Genomic DNA, 21,378 nt, shown 5'->3' with positions numbered 1-21,378 from the left:
ACAGTTCGCCAGTGCCATCCTGTCTATAAACAAAACCAGGACTACAATTTGTGATGCTATGTCACAATGCTATAGTTAGGAACAGGCGGACATTTAATGTCTGCCTTTTTGTATATGGCGGACCGAAAAATTAAAGTGATAATAAGTGAATGCTGTTTTATTTATAAATCAGCGTGGGGGTTCGGGGCGAAGTCCCGTAAATCCCATCTCCGTAAATCCGGCGAAGCCGGATTTACGATTTAATCAGTTTTGCATTAGATACGGAAAATATATGTGAGTAGAAAAACAGACAAGGAGTGTTGTTCTTGTACACGTTAAAAACAGAAGCAGCGTTTGACAGTGCTCATTTTCTGAGCGGATATGAAGGAAAATGCAGCAACATACACGGCCACCGATGGAGAGTGGTTGCTGAGATATATTCAGAAAAGCTGGTTGAAAGCGGTCAGGAGCGAGGCATGCTGGTTGATTTCAGTCAGTTCAAGCATGTTCTTAAGCAGGAAGCTGAAGAGCTTGATCATGCACTGATCATTGAGAAAGGTTCGCTTCCTGAGGAACTTTACAATATGCTTTTTAATAACAATTTCAGAATGATCACACTTGACTTCCGGCCGACAGCGGAAAACCTTGCGGAATATCTTTTCCGCAGACTGTCAGACCATGGATTCAGTGTAAAGGAAGTCAGTGTTTACGAAACCCCTAACAATTGCGCATCATACAGTCAGTGAGGTGGATGTATGTTTTACAATATTGCAGAAAAATTCGTAAGTATCAACGGCGAAGGAAGACGTGCCGGACAGCTTGCAGTATTCATCCGTTTCTGCGGATGCAATCTTGACTGTACGTACTGCGATACAAAATGGGCGAACACCATGCTTCAGCCTTATGAAATACTTGATGAAAAGCAGATAGCAGCTTACATAAAGAGTACAGGTGTAAAAAACGTTACACTTACAGGCGGTGAACCGCTGATACAGGACGGAATACGGACACTGATCGAAACTCTCGCCCAGATGAAAAACATTCGTGTTGAGATCGAGACCAACGGAAGTGTTTCAGTATCACAGTTTATGGATATAGAAAACAGACCTTCGTTTACGATAGACTACAAGCTTCCGGGAAGCGGAATGGAACGCAGCATGTACATGATGAATTACCGTTACGCTGATCATAACGATACGGTCAAGTTTGTAGTCAGTGACGAGACCGATCTTGAAAAAATGAAGCAGGTAATTGAAAAATTTGAACTGCGTAACAGAACCAACGTATATATCAGTCCGGTTTACGGTAAGATCTCGCCGGACAGGTTAGTTGATTTTATCAAGGAAAACAATTTCAACGACGTTAATCTTCAGCTTCAGCTGCACAAGATAATCTGGGATCCGGCAAAAAGAGGAGTGTGAGAATAAGTTGGCAATAGATACAGAAGCAATAAAATACCACATTCGCGGAATACTTGAGGCTCTGGGTGATGATCCGGACAGGGAAGGACTTGTTGATACACCTGAACGTGTGGCGAGAATGTACGAAAAAGTATTCGAGGGAATGAATTACACCAACGACGAGATCGCCGAAATGTTCAACAAGACGTTCTCCGCTGAAAAGGAAGAAGGCGGCAGTGACATGGTCATTGTCAAGGATATTGACATTTTCAGCTACTGTGAACATCACATGGCGCTTATGTATGACATGAAGGTTGCGATAGCCTATATGCCTAAGGGCAGGGTTATCGGAATAAGCAAGCTTGCAAGAATTGCAGATATGGTCGGCAAAAGACTTCAGCTTCAGGAAAGAATCGGTTCTGACATCGCTGAGATAGTTCAGAAAATTACGGGATCCGAGGACGTTGCAGTTCTCATTGAAGGATGCCACAGCTGCATGACCGCCCGCGGTATCCAGAAAACCAATTCAAAGACTGTAACAAGCACGCTCCGCGGAAGATTTGAAACAGATGCGGCGCTTCAGAACAGATTATTTCTTCAGAGGTGACACCGTATGAGAGCACTTGTTTTATTCAGCGGCGGACTTGACAGTACGACCTGTCTTGCTATGGCGGTAAAAAAATACGGAAGTGAAAACGTAACAGCGCTGTCTGTGTTTTACGGACAGAAGCACAAAAAAGAGATCGAGGCTGCTCAGAAAATAGCAGAATACTATAACGTTGAGCTTATAACGCTTGACCTTGGAAAGATATTTTCCTACAGCGACTGTTCACTTCTTGAAGGTTCATCTGACGATATTCCTGAAGGAAGTTATGATGAACAGCTTAAGGAGACCGGCGGAAGTCCGGTTTCAACATACGTTCCTTTCAGAAACGGTCTTTTCCTTTCTTCAGCAGCGAGCATCGCTCTTTCAAAGAACTGCAGTGTTATTTACTACGGAGTTCACAGCGACGATGCTGCCGGAAATGCATATCCTGACTGCAGCGTTGATTTCAACGAGGCAATGGGCAGGGCAATTTATCTCGGAAGCGGAAATGAGCTTACCATCGAGGCACCTTTCGTTTCACTTACCAAGGCGGATGTTGTGAAAAAAGGCCTTGAACTCGGCGTTCCGTATGAACTTACATGGAGCTGCTATGCCGGAAGTGACAAGCCGTGCGGAAAATGCGGCACATGTATCGACAGACAGAAAGCATTCGCTGAAAACGGGATCGCTGATCCTGCGTTAAAGTAAGGGAGGGTATACATGAGAACTAAAAAGGAAATGGGCAGCATTTCACTGCTTGGAAACCAGAAAGTAAAATATCCTGACAACTATGCACCGCAGATACTTGAAACATTTGAAAACAAGCATCAGGGCAATGACTATTTCGTAAAATTCAACTGTCCGGAATTCACGAGCCTTTGTCCTATAACAGGGCAGCCGGACTTTGCTGCGATATACATATCATATATTCCTGATAAAAAAATGGTCGAGAGCAAGTCACTTAAGCTTTATCTGTTCAGTTTCAGAAATCACGGCGATTTCCACGAGGACTGTGTGAACATTATCATGAAGGATCTTATAAAACTTATGAATCCTAAGTACATTGAAGTCTGGGGAAAGTTCACTCCGCGCGGAGGCATATCGATCGACCCGTACTGCAACTACGGAAGACCTGGAACAAAGTGGGAAAAGTTTGCGTTTCACAGACTCCTGCATCATGATATGTATCCGGAAAAAATCGACAACAGGTAACATCATTCTTTGACTTTTTCACTGCGCTGTGCTATACTTAAAGTTGTGCATTGAAGAAGGTCCTTAATAATTTTAATCGGTAAGGAGACTTTAATATAATGAAAAATACTATCGCGACACTTAAGGAGCAGAAGAAAAACGGTGTTAAGATCTCCATGCTCACAGCTTATGATTATTCAACTGCAAAGCTTATGGATGAAGCCGGGATCAATTCGATCCTTATAGGCGATTCACTCGGAATGACAATTCTCGGTTATGAAGATACGCTGTCTGTAACAATGGAGGATATGATACATCATACAGCTGCAGTAGCAAGAGGTGCTAAAAACGCATTTATTGTTGCTGACATGCCGTTTATGTCATACCAGACTTCAGTTTACGATGCTGTTGTAAATGCCGGAAGACTCATGAAGGAAGGCCGTGCCAATGCTGTAAAGCTTGAAGGCGGAGAGTCTGTGTGCCCGCAGATAAAAGCTATTACAGAAGCTTCGATCCCTGTAGTTGCTCATCTCGGCATGACTCCTCAGTCGGTCAACATGTTCGGAGGATTCAAACTTCAGGGCAAGGATGAAGCTGCTGCCCTTAAACTTATAAAAGACGCACTTGCAGTCGAAAAGGCTGGTGCCAGCATGGTAACTCTTGAGTGTGTACCTGCAAAGCTTGCGGAATATATTACAAAGAGGCTTTCCGTTCCGACGATCGGTATCGGAGCCGGAGCCGGATGTGACGGTCAGGTACTGGTTTATCAGGACATGCTCGGAATGTTTCCTGATTTTACACCGAAGTTCGCAAAGAAATTTGCAGATGTAGGCGCTGACATGAAAGCTGCTTTTGCAGCATATATTTCTGAAATGCAGTCAGGTGCTTTTCCGGACAAGGCACATTCATTCAGGACAGAAGACACAACGGATTATGAAAAGCTTGCAGAAAAACTGCAGGAGATCGATAATATTTAAAACAGAAAGAGGTTTTCAAAGTGATCGTTGTAAAAACAATTAAGGAAGTAAGAGAAACTGTTAAACAGTGGAAAAAAGAAGGTCTTACTGTTGGTTTCGTTCCGACAATGGGATATCTTCACGAAGGACACCAGAGCCTTATAAAGGCCGCTGACAAGGGAAACGACAGAGTAGTGGTAAGTATTTTCCTTAACCCTATGCAGTTCGGTCCGACTGAAGACCTTGCAACATATCCGAGAGACCTCGAACGTGACAAGGCAAAGTGCCTTGAAGCCGGTGCTGATCTCATTTTCGCTCCGGAGCCGGAGGAGATGTACACGGACAACTTCCAGTCATTTGTTGACATGCATCTTCTTACAGAAGAACTCTGCGGTCTTACAAGACCTGTTCATTTCAGAGGCGTGTGCACAGTTGTAACCAAGCTTTTCAATATCGTAAAGCCTGACAGAGCATATTTCGGCAAGAAGGATGCCCAGCAGCTTGCAGTTATAAAGAGAATGGTAACTGATCTCAATATGGACATCGAGATAATCGGCTGTCCTATAGTAAGGGAAGATGACGGCCTTGCAAAGAGTTCAAGAAATACATATCTTAATGCAGAAGAACGTAAGGCTGCCCTTGTTCTTTCAAAGGCTGTACGCAAAGCTGAGGAACTTATAAAGTCCGGTGTACGTGAAAGTGCCGATATTATCTCACAGATGACAGATATCGTAAATGCTGAACCTCTCGCAAAGATCGACTACATCAAGGTAGTTTCACTTGATACTATGCAGCAGATCACGAAGTTTACTGACAGTGCTCTGGTTGCCATGGCTGTATATATCGGAAAGACAAGACTCATTGATAACTATTTCTACGAAGGGGAATAATTACTAAATGGAATTAACAATGCTCAAGAGCAAGATACACCGTGCTGTTGTCACACAGGCTGAACTCAACTATGTAGGGAGTGTTACCATAGACTCAGATCTTATGGAGGCCGCTGGTATTCTTGAATACGAACAGGTTCAGATAGTTGATATCAACAATGGAAACAGACTTGAAACATATGTTATCGCAGGTAAGCCTGGTTCAGGAGTAGTGTGCCTTAACGGTGCTGCAGCAAGATGCGTTGAACCGGGAGATCTTGTAATAATCATGACATATACATCAATGACTCCGGATGAGGCAAAGACACACAGACCGACAGTTGTCTTTGTAGATGAAAATAATGGTATTAAGAGCATTCACCATTATGAAAAACACGGTCTGCTGACTGAACAGATGGCAGAACTGTCATAAGATAAGATTGCTGTGCAGGGTGTACGTTTACCCTGCACTTGTTTTATGGTGATCCGGTTTACCGGAAATAAGGAGATGAAATTATGCTTACAGGAAAATGTGCAGTAATAGGTGTTACTGGTTCCATTGCGGCATACAAAGCTGCAAATATAGCAAGTATGCTTGTAAAACTTCACTGTGACGTTCATGTTATAATGACTCAGAACGCTGTGAATTTTATTAATCCTATTGCTTTCGAAACCATTACAAATAACAAGTGCCTTGTCGATACGTTCGACAGAAACTTTCAGTTTCATGTAGCTCACGTATCGCTTGCGAAAAAGGCTGATATTTTTCTCATTGCTCCGGCAACGGCAAACATAATCGGAAAAACAGCTTCCGGAATTGCCGACGATATGCTCTCCACAACTATCATGGCGACGAAGGCGCCGGTATATTTCGCACCGGCAATGAATACTGCGATGTACGAAAATCCGATAGTTCAGGATAACATTGAAAAGCTGAAAAGATTCGGTTATCATTTCATTGAACCGGATGACGGATTCCTTGCATGCCGTGACAGCGGAAAGGGAAAGCTTCCTTCGGAAAAGGTACTTGTGGATCACGTACTGAGGGAAATAGCCTGCGAAAAGGATCTTAAGGGCAGAAAGATACTTGTTACAGCGGGTCCTACTCAGGAAGCACTTGATCCTGTAAGATATATTTCCAATCATTCAAGCGGCAAGATGGGATTTGCCATTGCAAGGCAGGCCATGCTCAGGGGAGCGGAGGTTATTCTGGTAAAAGGACCTGCGACAGCTGAAGTTCCGCCGTTTGTAAATGTTATCGATGTCGTTTCCGCAAAAGATATGTTTGAGGCAGTACGCGATAATTCCGGAGACTGCGACATAATCATCAAGTCGGCAGCAGTAGCGGACTACAGACCGGCTTTTGTGAGTGACCAGAAGATCAAGAAAAAAAGATGATGACATGAGTATTCCGCTTGAACGCACACAGGATATACTTGCGTATCTCGGCGAGCACAGGCGTGAAGGACAGTTCATCTGCGGATTTTCGATGGAAACGGAGAACATGCTTGAAAATTCAAGGGCCAAACTCAGAAAAAAGAAAATTGACATGATATGCGCCAATAATCTTAAACAGTCGGGAGCAGGTTTTGCCGGAGACACCAATATTGTCACGATGATAACTGCTGACTCTGAAACAGAGCTTCCGCTTCTCAGCAAGGATGAGACAGCGTCAAGGATACTTGACAAGATCAAAGCAGAGCTGGAGTGACATTGCATAAATATTTTTAAATAATCGGCAGAAATTTTTACGTTCGATTTCTTATAAATGGCAGTTATGCTATTCCAAAGCGCATTTACCTGTGATATAATATATAAAGGAGATGCACCGGTCATAAACGGAATGAGGATATAACATCCGATAATCCGCATCCGGAAATACTGAAATTTTAGTTTCCGGCATGATCAGGTTTCCGTTATCAAAGAATTTTAGAAAGCGAGGATTATAAAATGGCTTTTAATATTATGTCTCTTGCTGCCGGACTTCTTACGATACCTTATCCGGTAATAGGTGACACCAGAAACATGAAAACACCTGTGATCGTAGCGATCATTGCTGTAGTGCTTATCGTAGCATGTCTTGTACTCAGCAGCAAGCCTAAGAATAAAGACGACAAAAAGTGATCATGTATCATAACACATAAGATAAAACAAGAGGACAGAACCGGAATTCTGTCCTCTTGTTTTTTTACATTAATAATCATAAACCGGAGCGGTAACAGGAGAACGGCTCCGGTGTTTTTTGTATTCTGCAGCACGGATTTTTATCAGTCTGAATTTTTATAGAATTTCTTGAATTCAGAAGGTGTGCAGTGCTTTATTTCCTTGAAAACACGATTAAATGAGGTAATGCTTGTAAATCCTGAATTCATGGCAACTTCAGTGATCGAAATCGAAGGATCAAGAAGAAGTTTCTGTGCAACGTTGATACGTGTCTTGTTTACGTATTCGATATGAGATGAGCCCGTGTACTGCTTGAAAATCCGTGAGAAGTGATATTTGCTGTATCCTGCGATCTCGGCCAGAGTATCCAGCGAAATATCCTCCATGTAATTCTTTTCGATGTATTTTTTTACTGCACCGAAACGTTCGCTGTATTCATTCAGCTTCACTGAAGTACATCCCATAAGATCACGCTTTTCGGATGCGGCACCTTCGTGAAGGTGAACAAACATATTAATGAGTTTCAGATATATCTTAAGTTCTGAAAGTTCATCTTTTTTAAAGTATTCGTCATAGATCTCAAGCATAGCTTTTTTTGCCACACTTTTCTGATATTCCGGTGAATTGCTGTCGATCACTGTTATGTCAGTAAACAAAGCAGAAATTACACTTAAAGGTGCAAAATCATTCAGAACACTGCTGCTGCACTGGAAGATGATCCTCTGACCGTGATCAGGTGCGATCATCGAGTGAAGCTCTCCGGGAGGAATTATTATTATTTCACGTTCCTTAAGTTCATAGCTTTTTCCGCCCGCAGTTACTCTGAAATCGTTGATAAGAGGCATAATGATTTCTATTGCATTATGCCAGTGCATAGGGTAATCTTCATTTTCAACGTTATCATACAGTAGTATAAAACCATTGTTGCCGAATTCGACTGTCTCGAAGTCGCCGTTGAGATGCTGGATCATATCACTATCACTCCATGTCATTTTTTAATATGTATTTGCTCTTATAAATTGCTGATATCAGAACTCGTTTTGACTGATATTTCGATCGCCTTTTATTGAATTATAACACAACTACGTAAGATATGCAATATTCAAGGCGCACTTTTTGAAAATCAAAGCAATTAATAATATAATATACCGCAAATTATGATAAGTAATTTTAGCCACGGTATATTATAATATACACATACACCAATCAGAATTGTGCCCAAAAAACATTTAACGGAACGGGAGGATTATGTATGAAGTTTACTCACAGCGAAACGGAATATAAAAATTTCGGCAGATGCCTCTGTATGGAAACAGAAAACATACTTGTAATGGCATCACTTGAATACGGACCGAGAATTATTTATTACGGACTGAAAGACGAAGAAAACATTCTTTTTGAAGACATTAACCGCGACTTCAGTCTGGACGTTGAAGGATACGGCACCTGGTACACATACGGCGGACACAGATTATGGCGTTCTCCTGAAATAGTACCTGAAACTTATTATCCGGACAACAGACCTGTAAAGGCTGATGTTACAGATGAAAAGGTTGTTCTGACTGCGGAACCGACTCCTTTCGGCACACAGTATTCAATAGAGATCAGTTTCAACGATGATGAAACACTGAATGTAAAGAATACAATAGTTAATGTTTCTGATTCACCGCTTAAGTTTGCACCCTGGTCAATAACCGGACTTGCTCCGGGCGGCACCGAGTACATTGATCTTAATACAGAAGATACCGGTTATCTTCCGAACAGAACGATTGCACTCTGGCCTTATTCCGAGATCCACGACATTCGTTTTTCACTGAATGACGGCAGGGCGGTTCTTCGCATGGATCCGACAATAGCACATGCTTTCAAGGCCGGATTCAATGTAGTTTCCGGTCAGGCAATGTACGCATGCGGAAATCAGATATATATCAAAAGGTTTGACAAGTATGATCCGGAAAAGAATTATCCTGATTTCGGATGCAACTTTGAAACATATACCAACGAAAAATTTATCGAATGTGAAGTTGTAGGAGATGAAAGAGAATATGCTCCTGGCGAATCAGCAGTGATAAATGAAGTCTGGGAAATTAAAAAGAGATGATTGAAAAGAGGAGCGCTGATGGATAAAAACTATTTTCAGCAGAAGGCAGAGGAAATCACTGCAAAAATGACTACTGAGGAGCAGGCTGAACAGCTTAAATACGATGCTCCGGCAAATGAAAAGGCAGGACTTAAGGCATACAACTGGTGGAGTGAAGCACTTCACGGCGTTGCAAGAGCAGGTTCAGCAACCATGTTCCCGCAGGCAATCGGGCTTGCTGCAATGTTCGATGATAAATTCCTTGAAGAAGTCGCAGACGTAATTTCAACTGAAGCGAGAGCAATGTACAATGCGTATTCAGGACACGAAGACCGCGATATTTACAAGGGACTCACACTCTGGTCACCAAATATCAACATTTTCAGAGACCCGAGATGGGGCAGAGGACAGGAAACATACGGTGAGGATCCGTTCCTTACAGGTAAACTCGGCTCCGCCTTTGTAAGAGGTCTTCAGGGAAAAGGTGAATTTCTTAAAACTGCTGCCTGTGCAAAGCATCTTGCAGTTCACAGCGGTCCGGAAAATTTAAGACATGAATTTGATGCTGTGGCATCACCGAAGGACATGGAAGAAACTTATCTCCCTGCTTTCAGAGAACTTATCGAAGACGCAGGCGTTGAAGGTGTCATGGGAGCCTACAACAGAGTAAACGGCGAACCGGCATGTGCAAGTAAATTCCTTATGGGTAAGCTTAAGGAATGGAACTTTGACGGTTACTTCGTTTCAGACTGCTGGGCGATCAGAGACTTCCACACATCGCACAAGGTAACAAGCACAGCTCCTGAATCAGCTGCAATGGCGCTGAAAGCAGGATGTGACATAAACTGCGGCAATACTTATCTTCATATTCTTGAAGCACTTGAAGAAGGACTTATAGAACCTGAAGATATAAGAAAAGCCTGTGTTCATGCAATGAGAACCAGAGCAAGACTCGGAATGTTCGAGGAAGGCACTGAGTTTGACAGTATTCCGTACGACGTTGTCGGATGTAAGAAACACAAGAAGGTTGCGCTTGAATGCTCACGCAGATCAATGGTACTTCTTAAGAACAATGGAATCCTTCCGCTTGCCAAAAGCAGTTTAAAGTCGATAGCTGTTATCGGTCCTAATGCAGACAGCCGTGAAGCTCTCGAAGGAAACTACTGCGGACGTGCAGATGAATATGTTACTTTCCTTGAAGGTATCAGAAATGCATTTGACGGTCGTATTTTCTACTCCGAAGGTTCAGCCCTCTTCAAGGACAGGGTAATGAATCTTGCAGTAGCTGATGACAGACTTGCAGAAGCTGTAATAGCTGCTGAAAATTCTGATGTCGTTATCCTCTGTGTTGGTCTTAACGCAACACTTGAAGGCGAGGAAGGCGATACAGGCAATGAATTCTGTTCAGGTGACAAGCCGGATCTCAGACTTCCTGAGACACAGAGAAAGCTTATAAAAGCGGTTCTCGGAACAGGTAAGCCGGTAATTATCGTAAATGCTACAGGCAGTGCGATCAATATTGAAGAAGAACCGGATGCACTCATCCATGCATGGTATCCGGGACAGTTCGGCGGTACAGCTCTTGCTGATATTCTTTTCGGAAATGTTTCACCTTCAGGCAAACTTCCGGTTACTTTCTACGAAGATGCTTCAAAGCTTCCTGAGTTTACGGACTACAGCATGAAGAACAGAACATACCGCTACGCTGAAGGAAATGTTCTTTATCCGTTCGGATACGGCCTTACATATTCAAAGACAAAGGTTTCAGATCTTTCATTTGCTGACGGTACCGCAACTGTTACTGTTGAAAATACCGGTAACTTTGATACCGGGGAAATAGTTCAGTTCTACATTAAGGATACATCAGCCGATGCAGTTCCGAACCACAGCCTCTGCGGATTTGCAAGAGTAGACCTTAAAAAGGGTGAAAAGAAGACAGTTTCAGTTAAGATCGAAGACAGATCTTTCACAGCTGTACACGAAGACGGAACCCGTTCCCTCGACGGAAAGGAATTCACACTTTACGCCGGTATTTCACAGCCGGATGAATTAAGCAGAAAACTTACAGGTACTGAAACGGTATCTGTTAAGATAAACAAATAAATAATTTTTAAGGAAACGCTGATTTATTCATAAATCAGCGTGGGGTTCGGGGCGAAGTCCCGCAAATCCTACCTCCTGAAATCAGTGTTTCCTAAAACTAATTCATAATAAAAGGAGTTAATTATCATGAGCGAATTTTTCAAAGGAATCGATAAGATCAAGTACGAAGGCAAGACAAGCACAAACCCACTCGCATTCAAGTATTATGATCCTGAAGAAGTAATCTGCGGCAAGAAGATGCGTGAACACCTCAAGTTTGCACTTTCATGGTGGCACACAATGGGCGGCGACGGTACAGATATGTTCGGCGTTGGTACAACAGACAAGAAGTGGGGTGCTTCTGATCCGATGGAAATAGCTAAGGCTAAGATCGATGCAGCTGCAGAGATCATGGACAAGCTTTCTATCGACTACTACTGCTTCCACGACAGAGACATCGCTCCTGAAGCTGAAACACTTGCTGAGACAAACAAGAGACTCGATGAGATCACAGACTACATGAAGACAAAGCTTGCAGGCAAGAAGCTCCTCTGGGGTACTGCAAACTGCTTCGGTAATCCAAGATATATGCACGGTGCAGGCACATCACCATCAGCTGACGTTTTCGCATTTGCAGCAGCTCAGATCAAGAAGGCTATCGAATGCACAGTTAAGCTCGGCGGTAAGGGCTACGTTTTCTGGGGCGGTCGTGAGGGTTACGAAACACTCCTCAACACAGACATGAAGCTCGAACAGGACAACATGGCTCGTCTCATGAGAATGGCTGTTGACTACGCTCGTTCAATCGGCTTTGACGGTGACTTCTACATTGAACCAAAGCCAAAGGAACCAACAAAGCACCAGTATGATTTCGATACAGCTACAGTTATCGGTTTCTTAAAGAAATACGGCCTCGACAAGGACTTCAAGATGAACATCGAAGCTAACCACGCTACACTTGCACAGCACACATTCCAGCACGAACTCCGCGTTGCAAGAGACAATGGTGTATTCGGTTCTATCGACGCTAACCAGGGCGACACACTCCTCGGATGGGATACAGACCAGTTCCCAACAAACATTTATGACGCAACATTCTGCATGTACGAAGTTCTCAAGGCAGGCGGCTTCACAAACGGCGGTCTCAACTTCGACTCAAAGGCTAGAAGAGGTTCATTCACAAGAGAAGACATCTTCCACGCTTACATTGCAGGTATGGATACATTTGCTCTTGGTTTAAGAGCAGCAGTTAAGCTCATCGAAGACGGACGTATCGACAAGTTCGTAGCTGACCGTTACTCTTCATGGAACACAGGTATCGGTGCTGACGTTATCTCAGGCAAGGCTACAATTGCTGACCTTGAAAAGTATGCTCTTGAAAAGGGTGACGTTACAGCATCACTCACAAGCGGCAGACAGGAAATGCTCGAATCAATCGTAAACAACGTACTTTTCAGCTTATAATTCCGGAGGACTTCGATGAAATACGCAATTGGTGTTGACATAGGCACCAGCGGCACAAAGTCTGTTCTGTTCGACGAAACAGGTAAGGTTATGGCTTCTGCTTCAGCCGAGTATCCGCTCTATCAGGAAAAGAACGGATACGCTGAGCAGGAACCGACAGACTGGTATAACGCTGCTGCTGATACAATAAAGAAGATAATTGCTGACAGCGGAGTTGATGCTTCCGATATCGCAGGTGTTGGGCTTTCAGGTCAGATGCATGGTCTTGTAATGCTTGACGAAAATAATGAAGTCATCAGAAAGTCTATCATCTGGTGTGATCAGCGTACTGCAAAGGAATGCGAAGAGATAACTGAAAAAGTTGGAGCAAAGAGACTTATTGAGATAACAGCAAATCCTGCACTTACAGGATTTACAGCTTCAAAGATCCTCTGGGTAAGAAACAACGAACCTGAGAATTACAAGAAGTGTCGTCATATCCTTCTTCCAAAGGACTATGTACGCTTCATGCTCACAGGTGAATATGCTACTGAAGTATCTGATGCTTCAGGTATGCAGCTTCTCGATGTTCCTAACAGATGCTGGTCTGATGAAGTGCTTGAAAAGCTTGATATAGACAAATCACTTCTTGCAAAGGTTTATGAATCACCTGAAATAACAGGTTACATAACCGAGAAGGCTGCACAGATCACCGGACTTAAGGCCGGCACACCGGTCGTAGGCGGTGCAGGCGACAATGCTGCAGCTGCAGTCGGTACAGGAATTGTTAAGGACGGAAAGGCATTTACAACTATCGGAACCAGCGGTGTTGTATTTGCACACACATCATCAGTTCAGATCGACCCTAAGGGCAGAGTTCATACATTCTGCTGTGCGGTACCAGGCTGCTGGCACATCATGGGCGTTACACAGGCTGCCGGCCTGTCACTCAAGTGGTTCCGTGACAACTTCTGCAAGGAAGAAATGGATAAGGCTAATGCTGAAGGTGTAAGTGAATACTTCCTTATGGACAAGGAAGCTGAATCAGTTAAAATAGGCGCTGACAAGCTTCTGTATCTCCCTTATCTCATGGGAGAAAGAACTCCTCATCTCGATCCTGATATAAGAGGATGCTTCTTCGGACTCTCAGCAATGCATACCAAGGCTCATTTCATCCGTGCGGTAATGGAAGGTGTAGCTTACTCACTCCGCGACTGCAAGAGTATCATCAGTGAAATGGGTACTGAGATAAATGACATGATGGCCTGCGGCGGCGGCGGAACATCTCCTCTCTGGAGAACCATGCTCGCAGATCTTTATGACTGTCCTGTTAAAACAGTAACATGCAAGGAAGGTCCGGCACTCGGTGTTGCGATACTTGCATTCGTTGGTACAGGCGTTTACGAAAGCGTTGAAAAGGCATGTGAAGTCATGATAAAGACTGACAAGACACAGGAACCTGACGCTTCAAGAACAGCTGAGTACGAAAAGTACTATCAGCTCTACACAAAACTTTACGGTTCTATAGCAGGAAACTGCAAGGAACTCGCAGCACTCTGATAACAGCGTGCATAATCAGACTTTACTGTTCTGAACCGCAGTGAAGTCCGTCGCGAAAATCGCAGCAGTGCGAAGATCGCAAAGATTAAGACATTTTCCTTTCTCATCTCATCATATAGTAGTCATAACAGACACACAAAAACAGGAGCAACACGAAGGCTGCTCCTGTTTTTTTAGTGGTCGTAAATGAATTGATTTTTTGTTCTGGTATATCTCGGTATAAATGATATATTTGATTGACATACTTTCGGCGGTATGATATAATCATACTGTTTTGATATTATTAGTAGGGCAAGTTGCTTCACAAGAAAGAGGTACTTATCACCGGAAAAGAAGTTGCAAGGAGATATACTGAAAATGAAAATTAGAAATGTTGTTCTGTCTGATCTTGAAAGTGTAACAGAACTTGAAAGCAGATGTTTTACTTTGGCTGAGGCGGCAAAAAGAAATTCATTTGAATTAAGGATAAATAAATATTGTGATACTTTCTGGGTCGTCGAAGACGAGGGCAGGATCATTTCAATGATAAACGGAATGCCGGCATCGAAGAGAGACCTGTGTGATCAGATGTATGAAGACACATCGCTTTTTGCCCCTGACGGAGAGTGGCTCATGTTATTCGGAGTGGCAACAGATACGGAATACAGGAGAAAAGGAAATGTATCACGGCTTATGAGTTTCGTTATTGAAGAAACCAAAAAACGAGGTCGTACAGGCATTGTTCTTACATGTAAAAAAGAACTTATAAAATTCTACAGCCGTTTTGGATTTGTAAATGAAGGCGTTTCAGATTCATCACATGGCGGCGCAGAATGGTATCAGATGCGGCTGAGCTTTCAGGATGAACTGTTTCGCTGTGCTGAAAAAGGTGAAGAATGCAGTTTCTATATCCGAAACAGACGATATCTATTATATGGCTGGAACCAGTGCGATGGAATTTATCTGAATGTGGGCGACGAAGAAGGTAATATTATCTGGCAGGCTGCAGAACGAGAATGGAAAGAGTGTGCTGAAAAGTTTAGGGTGTACTATTCGTCATTGATTTGATTATAAATTGGAAAAGGAACAGCCGGCGGCTGTTCCTTTTTAAGTGGTCGTAAATGAAGTTATTATTCGTTCCGTAATAATCGTTCAAAAGCGGACAATCCATTATCGAAACTCTATTATTTCATCGAGTGATTTTCTCGGACGCGGATTTGGTGATTCATCCGGATAGCCGACGGCAATCGCGCCGACAAGCTGATTTTTGGTATCAAGATATTCAGTGAGTTCTCTGTAAGCAAAGCAGGTGTTTGCTATCCAAAGGGTACCGAGTCCAAGCTCAGTTGCCTTAAGGAGAATATTCTGTATTGATGCACCTATCGAAAGTGTATCGCATATCTCAGTGATACGGCCATCTGCACTTATTGGTTCAAAGGGTGATTTTCCGTTTGTATTGAGTACAAGAATGATGACCGGTGCTTCCCGCATAATTTTAAGTGTATTACGTGCATCAGGAATGCCATTTGATGATGCCGGGAGGGAAGGTGATCCGTTTACTTCTCTGTTAATTCCGGCTTCCATTTTATCAAGCATTTCTTCTTTTGATTGTCCAGAGAAAACAATGTATTTCCACGGTTGTCTGTTTTTCGCTGAAGGTGCAACTCTGCCGGCGTCGATCATAGCTGTTATGAGCTGCTTATCTACCGATTTGTCCTTGTATTTTCGTATGCTTCTTCTGTCATATATTGAGTTCATTTTTGTTTCTCCTGAAAGGTTTTATTTGATTGTTATAAGATATCTACATCTGAAATTTTCCAGACGGTGTCTGGAAAATCTGAGTTAAGTTTTTCACATCCGATAAGACAGAACTAAGAAGTTTTAGTAACTTAAAAATCAAGAAATAGCGGCATGTTTAGCTGTATTGCTTTACTGAGTGCAAGTTTTAGTTTTTGCGCTGCTTTTCTGAAATCTTCATTATTGTTCTGATTAATGTGATTATCAAGTATTATCATTGCTTCTGAACATGATTCAGCATTTAATGTCTCATCTTCAAAGATATCAATAATGATATCAAACTTCTGATTCCATTCATGAAATAAATCACTGAGAAGATCGTATTCTTTGATGTCGAGTGTTACAGTGTATATGTTAGACATATCAGTATCGTATTCATGATCCTGAATTCCGGTTTCGTTTAACGGGACGTTGAGATAACACTTTTCCATTCGAAATTCATTGTTTTTACTCCGTTCTGCGAGAATATGAGTTGATATTTCCTATCCAGAATTGATTTTTATAATCTTTCAATTCGCTAATATCAGAGCTTATTGGTTTTATAAGTTAGAAGTATTTGCAATATCTTCGAGTATTACTTTAAGATTTTCAGATATTTGATCAGTATTAATTTTTTCTAATCTGTTACGTTTTCCAGTTTCTTTTTCGATGATTGGAATAAGAAGATTGCATGCATATTCCTCTCTGCATTTACTAGCATACATTTGTTTGATTATATTGCCATCAATAATTTCAGCTAAATTATTCTGAATTATATCTATTTCAGATTGATTTAGTAAATAATCGATAGATAATTTTTCAAGTTCACATTGAATTACTTTTATCATTTGTTGTGCATCACTTGTAACCAATTTTTCCATAATAAAGGTGTTTGTTAAATTAATTGTTGAAGTTACTGCTGAACTGATAGCAATACTAATAATATGTCCAACTCCAGGTATAGTTCCAGAAATGATTATCCCAATACTTCCTGATGTTTTACAAATCACGTTTTGGTTAAAATTCAAAAGTAATTGCTTGAAAGAGATTCTACCATTTAATATATCGATAATATCATAAAATGAAAGAACCACTATTGTCGTTCCAGTTGTTATTATATTAGTTCTTAATATTTTGGCTGCACTTTTCATTGCGGCCACACCATGTATATTGCTTCCGTTTTGAGTGGATTTCCGAAATGCATTTACTAATACAGCCGAAGCTTTTGGACCTAAAACTTTAACAATTGCCTCTGTACTTTCAACCATAGCATAATTTAATCCTGCTTTTTCTAATTGACTTGAAATAATAGTCGTGACAAATGCAGTTCCGCTTACTTCTAAACCTGATAAAGTTGCCATTTTAAGTGATTTTTCAAAATCTTCTCCGTTCCATAGGTTTGTTGCTAAAGAAATGATTGTTGTAATTCCAAATGTAGAAGACGATATTATAATGCCGTTAGCTGCGTCGTAGGAAAGCGATTCAATAGTTCCTGCTTTAGCAATATTTTTGGCTTGTGAATAGGTAAAGTGACCTTTTCTTATTATGTTTTTAGCTTCATTAGGGTTGGTTATGCCAGGCATTTTCCCTTCTTTTATTTTTTCTTCCATAGCCTTTATTGCTTCTTCATAATTATCTGACGGAACTTCTATTTGCATTGGTTTACCATCCACCATATATCTGAATTTGCCGTCTTGGAAGCAATTATTTATACAAGCTTTTCCGGTTTTACAATACTTTGATTGAATCATTACCCCGTCAACTATACGATCTGCTCCATTTAAAGCATTGTTATCTCCTACAATCTTAGCTTTATGACCAGTTGCTTTATCGCATAAATTGTTTGCTCTTTCAGCTGCATAACCATGTCCTTGTGCTGCATGAAACTTTTCTTCATCATATAGTTTATTAACTTGGCCTATATTACCTGTTGCATTGCCACCGTTAATTGCTAATGAATTTGAAAAATTGCTATAATTAGGACGGATACTTGGTGTATTCTTGCTATGATAATTTGAAATCTTGGTATCACAGTAATCACATTTATTATTTACGATTTCAGCGCCACAATTAGGACATTGCATTTTTAATCCCTCCAATATCATATTATATTTTCGCAATGAAAATATTAGTTAATAAGTCTATACATATTGTGGTTTAATTATAGCACATTCGATATAAAAAAACAATATTTGTTTTGAATATTGTACGATGAATTAGCGATGTAATATCAGCTAAATAATGACTAATTATTGTGAAATCATGGAATTCGTAGTTGCGATTATTGTTTTTTTATTATATAATTTAAAGTAGTTAAATCAGAAAGACGGTGAAAACACATGGCTATTCCTACAAATATACATACCCTGCTTTCCGGAAGTGTGGTCGAATGGGCACGTATTGAATTCAAAGAATCATGGAAACCGGAGGCTTCTTTAAAAACCATAACAGCATTTGCTAACGACCTTGATAACTGGGGTGGCGGTTATCTTGTGATCGGAGTAGAAGACGATAACGGAAGGCCGAAGTTTCCGATAAAAGGATTGCCTCTTTCCGAAGTCGATACTATACTGAAAGATCTTCTCAATAAGTGCAAGCTTATTGAACCGGATTATCTTCCTATAGTTGCACCTGTTGATTATGATGCAAATACAAAACTCATAGTAGTATGGTGCCCCGGCGGAGCTGTTCGCCCGTACAGAAGTCCGTCAACGTTCACTTATTCAAAAGGGAAAGCTGTGGCATCTTCTGAAACTGTTTACTGGATCCGTAAAATGGCGAGTACTATAAAGCCATCTCCGCAGGAGACAAATGATCTTTTTGCTCTTTCAAATCAGATCCCGTTTGATGACCGCATCTGTCATCAGGCTGATATGACAGACCTTAATATCACACTTATCAAATCATATCTGAAAGAGATCGACAGTGCTTTGTTTGATGAAGCGGATACTATGGAATTTAATCGCCTTTGCATAAATCTCGGTATATCAAACAGTATGCCGGAATTTATGAGACCTAAAAATGTTGGTCTGTTGTTCTTCAGTATGGATCCTGAAAAGTATATTCCGTGTGCTCAGATCGATGTCGTTGAATTCCCTGAGGGTGTAGGGGGAGATCGAATCGAGGAAAAGATATTCAAAGGACCATTGCATCAGCAGTTACGTGAGGCCCTGCGATATATTCAGAATACCGTGATCAAGGAACGTGTTATAAAGTATCCGGATCGTGCAGAGGCTGATCGCTTCTTTAACTATCCGTATGCAGCAATAGAAGAAAGTCTTGCAAATGCCGTTTATCATAAGGCATATGATGTGCGTGAACCTATTGAAGTGCGCGTAGAAAAGGATAAAATCGAAATACTCAGTTTCCCTGGACCAGACAGATCGGTTACAGTTGATGCTTTAAAGAATTTCAATGTATTTGTACGCAGATACCGTAATCGCCGCATAGGGGATTTTCTTAAAGAGATGCACCTTACAGAAGGCAGAAATACCGGATTCAGAAAAATTCTTAAAGCTCTTGAACGAAATGGTTCTCCGCTTCCTGAATTCATAACCGATGATGAGCATAGCTTCTTTATCACAAGGTTGTTTATTCGTGAAGATTTTTATGATGAAAATGGCATAGAGAATTGTGAAAGTGACAATATAGAAAATTCAAATGACACCGATAAAAGCTTAAATGATACTAATAAAGACTTAAATGATACCGATAAAAGCTTAAATGATACTAATAAAGACTTAAATGGCACCGATAAAAGCTTAAATGATACTAATAAAGACTTAAATGACACCAATAAAAGCTTAGTTGGCACTGAAAAAGAAGTAAATGATACCGTAAAACATTTAAAAAATGAAGTTGATGACTTTGGAATAATGGCTATGACATTAGTTGATTCATATAAAGAAAGAAAAAAAATAGTGGCCAAGCATATTGTGATGGAAATAATTAATAACGATAATTATACTATTAATCAGTTAGCTGAAAATACTGGAATTTCCAGGAGCACGGTATTAAGGTATATAAAAGAATTACAGGAAGCCGGAGTGTTATTCCGAGTAGGAAATAATAAATCCGGTAAATGGGTTTTGAAGTAATCACGACATAAAACATGAAAAAAGAATCAGAAGCGGCCTTAACGGTCACTCCTGATTCTTTTTTCTTTTCTTATATCTGTCTTCTTCACTGAAAATACATCCGCAGTATTTCTGCATGTAAAGTCCGAGCTCACGGGCTTTTTCCTGTCCTTCTTTAAAGCCGGGACGGAAGTCGTGGTACTCGAATTTTACACCGTATTTAAATGCAGCGCGTTCGGCGATGTCGCAGATCAGTTCGTGGTTCTGATACGGACTTACTAGCAGGGTGGTGGTGAAGCGGTCGAATCCGTTTTCGGCGGCAAATTCCGCGGTTCTGTAAATACGTGATTCATAGCAGTATGAACATCTGTTGTCGAAGTCAGGATATACGGAGGTTATAAAGTTACGAAGTCCGTATTCGTTTTCGATGATGAGCTTCATGTTTACTGATTTTGCGTAATCGGTAAGGGTATTCTTTCTCATTTTGTATTCCGTAAACGGATGAATATTCGGATTGTACCAGAAACTTACCGGTTCTGTCCCTTCATTACGAAGGATATCTATACAGTAGACCGAGCACGGAGCACAGCAGGTATGCATGAGAATACGCGGATTTTTGCTGCTGCAGTCATTCTTGAAAATGATAATATTGTCTTTCATAAGACCATCCTTACAGGCTGACTTTCATCAGTACTTTTCCTTCAAGGTCTTTCCATTCAAAAGTGCCATCTTCTGCAGTCATGTACTGGTGAAGTGAATTTTCCTTCGGGATAGATACTGAACCCGGGTTCATGTAAATAACGCCGTTTTCAAGTGTTCTGCATGCCGGTACGTGGAAGTGTCCGTTTAAAAGGATAGTTCCGGCAGATATTGGCGGAAGATTGTTTTCGTTGTAAACATGGCCGTGTGTTGCGAAAATCGTTGTGTTTCCGGAAACTATGTATGCGTAGTCCGCAAGAACAGGGAAGTCGAGTACCATCTGATCAACTTCGGTGTCGCAGTTTCCGCGGACACAGAGTATTTTGTCACGCAGCGGGTTCAGCATACTGATGACTTCCTTTGGTGCGTATTCATCAGGAAGATCGTTTCTTGGTCCGTGATAGAGAATATCTCCGAGAAGAAGGAGCTTGTCAGCTTTTTCTCTTTCAAAGGCTTCAAGTGTTTTTCTGCACCAGAATGCAGAACCGTGTATATCAGATGCGATCATAAATTTCATTTGGGTACCTCTTTCATATACT

Annotated in this window: 21 protein-coding genes and 1 pseudogene; 16 read left to right on the top strand and 6 right to left on the bottom strand. The window is 41.4% G+C overall.

What is annotated here, in order from left to right; genetic code table 11:
• The first annotated feature begins 305 nt into the window (after window positions 1-305).
• From CC97_RS05720 to CC97_RS20015, 10 genes and pseudogenes are all read left to right on the top strand, one after another.
• A complete protein-coding gene (locus tag CC97_RS05720) occupies window positions 306-725 on the top strand; it encodes a 6-carboxytetrahydropterin synthase (RefSeq protein ID WP_044974195.1) in 420 nt (139 codons plus the stop codon).
• Between the two features lie 9 nt (window positions 726-734).
• Window positions 735-1,400: a putative 7-carboxy-7-deazaguanine synthase QueE gene (gene queE, locus CC97_RS05715; RefSeq protein ID WP_044974194.1), complete on the top strand. Its 666-nt coding sequence runs from the start codon at window positions 735-737 to the stop codon at window positions 1,398-1,400.
• 7 nt (window positions 1,401-1,407) lie between these two features.
• Window positions 1,408-1,986, top strand: coding sequence for a GTP cyclohydrolase I FolE (folE, locus tag CC97_RS05710; RefSeq protein ID WP_044974193.1), 579 nt, complete (start codon window positions 1,408-1,410; stop codon window positions 1,984-1,986).
• Between the two features lie 6 nt (window positions 1,987-1,992).
• Window positions 1,993-2,673, top strand: coding sequence for a 7-cyano-7-deazaguanine synthase QueC (gene queC, locus CC97_RS05705; RefSeq protein ID WP_044974192.1), 681 nt, complete (start codon window positions 1,993-1,995; stop codon window positions 2,671-2,673).
• A 12-nt stretch (window positions 2,674-2,685) separates the two neighbouring features.
• Entirely contained in the window at window positions 2,686-3,177 is a 492-nt protein-coding gene (gene queF, locus CC97_RS05700; protein ID WP_044974191.1) for a preQ(1) synthase, read from the top strand.
• 98 nt (window positions 3,178-3,275) lie between these two features.
• Window positions 3,276-4,133, top strand: coding sequence for a 3-methyl-2-oxobutanoate hydroxymethyltransferase (panB, locus tag CC97_RS05695; RefSeq protein WP_044974190.1), 858 nt, complete (start codon window positions 3,276-3,278; stop codon window positions 4,131-4,133).
• A gap of 20 nt (window positions 4,134-4,153) precedes the next feature.
• Window positions 4,154-5,002 (top strand): pantoate--beta-alanine ligase, encoded by an 849-nt coding sequence (gene panC / locus CC97_RS05690; RefSeq protein WP_044974189.1) that lies wholly within the window; start codon window positions 4,154-4,156, stop codon window positions 5,000-5,002.
• Window positions 5,003-5,009: 7 nt separating this feature from the next.
• Window positions 5,010-5,414, top strand: a complete 405-nt coding sequence (panD, locus tag CC97_RS05685; protein ID WP_044974188.1) for an aspartate 1-decarboxylase — start codon at window positions 5,010-5,012, stop codon at window positions 5,412-5,414.
• 83 nt (window positions 5,415-5,497) lie between these two features.
• Window positions 5,498-6,692 (top strand): annotated as a pseudogene (gene coaBC / locus CC97_RS05680) (bifunctional phosphopantothenoylcysteine decarboxylase/phosphopantothenate--cysteine ligase CoaBC).
• A 239-nt stretch (window positions 6,693-6,931) separates the two neighbouring features.
• Complete coding sequence (locus CC97_RS20015; protein ID WP_156036785.1) at window positions 6,932-7,105, top strand: hypothetical protein; 174 nt, start codon at window positions 6,932-6,934, stop codon at window positions 7,103-7,105.
• A gap of 143 nt (window positions 7,106-7,248) precedes the next feature.
• Here the strand turns inward: CC97_RS20015 and CC97_RS05675 are convergent, their stop codons facing one another.
• Complete coding sequence (locus CC97_RS05675; RefSeq protein ID WP_044974187.1) at window positions 7,249-8,115, bottom strand: AraC family transcriptional regulator; 867 nt, start codon at window positions 8,113-8,115, stop codon at window positions 7,249-7,251.
• A gap of 281 nt (window positions 8,116-8,396) precedes the next feature.
• Here CC97_RS05675 and CC97_RS05670 point away from each other — a divergent pair, with 281 nt between their 5' ends.
• The 5 genes from CC97_RS05670 to CC97_RS05650 all read left to right on the top strand — a co-directional run bounded on the left by CC97_RS05670 (window position 8,397) and on the right by CC97_RS05650 (window position 15,356).
• Complete coding sequence (locus tag CC97_RS05670) at window positions 8,397-9,245, top strand: hypothetical protein (protein ID WP_044974186.1); 849 nt, start codon at window positions 8,397-8,399, stop codon at window positions 9,243-9,245.
• Between the two features lie 18 nt (window positions 9,246-9,263).
• The gene (locus tag CC97_RS05665) at window positions 9,264-11,327 is read left to right on the top strand and encodes a glycoside hydrolase family 3 C-terminal domain-containing protein (protein WP_044974185.1); all 2,064 of its coding nucleotides are present in this window, start codon (window positions 9,264-9,266) and stop codon (window positions 11,325-11,327) included.
• A 126-nt stretch (window positions 11,328-11,453) separates the two neighbouring features.
• On the top strand, window positions 11,454-12,770 hold the full coding sequence (gene xylA / locus CC97_RS05660; protein ID WP_044974184.1) for a xylose isomerase: 1,317 nt from the start codon (window positions 11,454-11,456) through the stop codon (window positions 12,768-12,770).
• 15 nt (window positions 12,771-12,785) lie between these two features.
• Entirely contained in the window at window positions 12,786-14,309 is a 1,524-nt protein-coding gene (gene xylB / locus CC97_RS05655) for a xylulokinase (protein ID WP_044974183.1), read from the top strand.
• A 357-nt stretch (window positions 14,310-14,666) separates the two neighbouring features.
• Entirely contained in the window at window positions 14,667-15,356 is a 690-nt protein-coding gene (locus CC97_RS05650; RefSeq protein ID WP_081850004.1) for a GNAT family N-acetyltransferase, read from the top strand.
• 102 nt (window positions 15,357-15,458) lie between these two features.
• Here the strand turns inward: CC97_RS05650 and CC97_RS05645 are convergent, their stop codons facing one another.
• The 3 genes from CC97_RS05645 to CC97_RS05635 all read right to left on the bottom strand — a co-directional run bounded on the left by CC97_RS05645 (window position 15,459) and on the right by CC97_RS05635 (window position 18,148).
• A complete protein-coding gene (locus CC97_RS05645) occupies window positions 15,459-16,046 on the bottom strand; it encodes a nitroreductase family protein (RefSeq protein ID WP_044974182.1) in 588 nt (195 codons plus the stop codon).
• A 131-nt stretch (window positions 16,047-16,177) separates the two neighbouring features.
• Window positions 16,178-16,516 carry a hypothetical protein gene (locus CC97_RS05640; protein ID WP_044974181.1) on the bottom strand — a complete coding sequence of 113 codons (339 nt, stop codon included), beginning with the start codon at window positions 16,514-16,516 and terminating at the stop codon, window positions 16,178-16,180.
• 108 nt (window positions 16,517-16,624) lie between these two features.
• Window positions 16,625-18,148 carry a hypothetical protein gene (locus CC97_RS05635; protein WP_242848135.1) on the bottom strand — a complete coding sequence of 508 codons (1,524 nt, stop codon included), beginning with the start codon at window positions 18,146-18,148 and terminating at the stop codon, window positions 16,625-16,627.
• A 255-nt stretch (window positions 18,149-18,403) separates the two neighbouring features.
• On the opposite strand from CC97_RS05635, the gene CC97_RS05630 reads away from it, so the two are divergent.
• The gene (locus CC97_RS05630; protein WP_044974180.1) at window positions 18,404-20,161 is read left to right on the top strand and encodes an RNA-binding domain-containing protein; all 1,758 of its coding nucleotides are present in this window, start codon (window positions 18,404-18,406) and stop codon (window positions 20,159-20,161) included.
• A gap of 45 nt (window positions 20,162-20,206) precedes the next feature.
• On the opposite strand, the gene CC97_RS05625 is transcribed toward CC97_RS05630, so the two are convergent.
• Together CC97_RS05625 and yfcE are read right to left on the bottom strand one after the other, a co-directional pair.
• Window positions 20,207-20,800 carry an epoxyqueuosine reductase QueH gene (locus tag CC97_RS05625; RefSeq protein WP_242848134.1) on the bottom strand — a complete coding sequence of 198 codons (594 nt, stop codon included), beginning with the start codon at window positions 20,798-20,800 and terminating at the stop codon, window positions 20,207-20,209.
• A 10-nt stretch (window positions 20,801-20,810) separates the two neighbouring features.
• Entirely contained in the window at window positions 20,811-21,356 is a 546-nt protein-coding gene (gene yfcE, locus CC97_RS05620) for a phosphodiesterase (RefSeq protein WP_044974179.1), read from the bottom strand.
• Window positions 21,357-21,378 lie beyond the last annotated feature (22 nt).

The sequence above is a fragment of the Ruminococcus sp. HUN007 genome, assembly GCF_000712055.1.
GTDB lineage: Bacteria > Bacillota > Clostridia > Oscillospirales > Ruminococcaceae > HUN007.
Note: the sequence above shows the minus strand (reverse complement) of the source record. Positions and strands in the feature narration are given on the sequence as shown.

What these genes read in the sequence shown, in the direction of transcription:
- panD (WP_044974188.1), top strand. Translation starts at nt 5,010, where the DNA reads ATGGAATTAACAATGCTCAAGAGCAAGATACACCGTGCTGTTGTCACA.
- CC97_RS05670 (WP_044974186.1), top strand. Translation starts at nt 8,397, where the DNA reads ATGAAGTTTACTCACAGCGAAACGGAATATAAAAATTTCGGCAGATGC.
- xylB (WP_044974183.1), top strand. Translation starts at nt 12,786, where the DNA reads ATGAAATACGCAATTGGTGTTGACATAGGCACCAGCGGCACAAAGTCT.
- CC97_RS05625 (WP_242848134.1), bottom strand. Translation starts at nt 20,800, where the DNA reads ATGAAAGACAATATTATCATTTTCAAGAATGACTGCAGCAGCAAAAAT.
- CC97_RS05630 (WP_044974180.1), top strand. Translation starts at nt 18,404, where the DNA reads ATGGCTATTCCTACAAATATACATACCCTGCTTTCCGGAAGTGTGGTC.
- CC97_RS05675 (WP_044974187.1), bottom strand. Translation starts at nt 8,115, where the DNA reads ATGATCCAGCATCTCAACGGCGACTTCGAGACAGTCGAATTCGGCAAC.
- queF (WP_044974191.1), top strand. Translation starts at nt 2,686, where the DNA reads ATGAGAACTAAAAAGGAAATGGGCAGCATTTCACTGCTTGGAAACCAG.
- CC97_RS05635 (WP_242848135.1), bottom strand. Translation starts at nt 18,148, where the DNA reads ATGCAATGTCCTAATTGTGGCGCTGAAATCGTAAATAATAAATGTGAT.
- CC97_RS05640 (WP_044974181.1), bottom strand. Translation starts at nt 16,516, where the DNA reads ATGGAAAAGTGTTATCTCAACGTCCCGTTAAACGAAACCGGAATTCAG.
- xylA (WP_044974184.1), top strand. Translation starts at nt 11,454, where the DNA reads ATGAGCGAATTTTTCAAAGGAATCGATAAGATCAAGTACGAAGGCAAG.
- CC97_RS20015 (WP_156036785.1), top strand. Translation starts at nt 6,932, where the DNA reads ATGGCTTTTAATATTATGTCTCTTGCTGCCGGACTTCTTACGATACCT.
- yfcE (WP_044974179.1), bottom strand. Translation starts at nt 21,356, where the DNA reads ATGAAATTTATGATCGCATCTGATATACACGGTTCTGCATTCTGGTGC.
- CC97_RS05665 (WP_044974185.1), top strand. Translation starts at nt 9,264, where the DNA reads ATGGATAAAAACTATTTTCAGCAGAAGGCAGAGGAAATCACTGCAAAA.
- panB (WP_044974190.1), top strand. Translation starts at nt 3,276, where the DNA reads ATGAAAAATACTATCGCGACACTTAAGGAGCAGAAGAAAAACGGTGTT.
- CC97_RS05650 (WP_081850004.1), top strand. Translation starts at nt 14,667, where the DNA reads ATGAAAATTAGAAATGTTGTTCTGTCTGATCTTGAAAGTGTAACAGAA.
- CC97_RS05645 (WP_044974182.1), bottom strand. Translation starts at nt 16,046, where the DNA reads ATGAACTCAATATATGACAGAAGAAGCATACGAAAATACAAGGACAAA.
- queC (WP_044974192.1), top strand. Translation starts at nt 1,993, where the DNA reads ATGAGAGCACTTGTTTTATTCAGCGGCGGACTTGACAGTACGACCTGT.
- queE (WP_044974194.1), top strand. Translation starts at nt 735, where the DNA reads ATGTTTTACAATATTGCAGAAAAATTCGTAAGTATCAACGGCGAAGGA.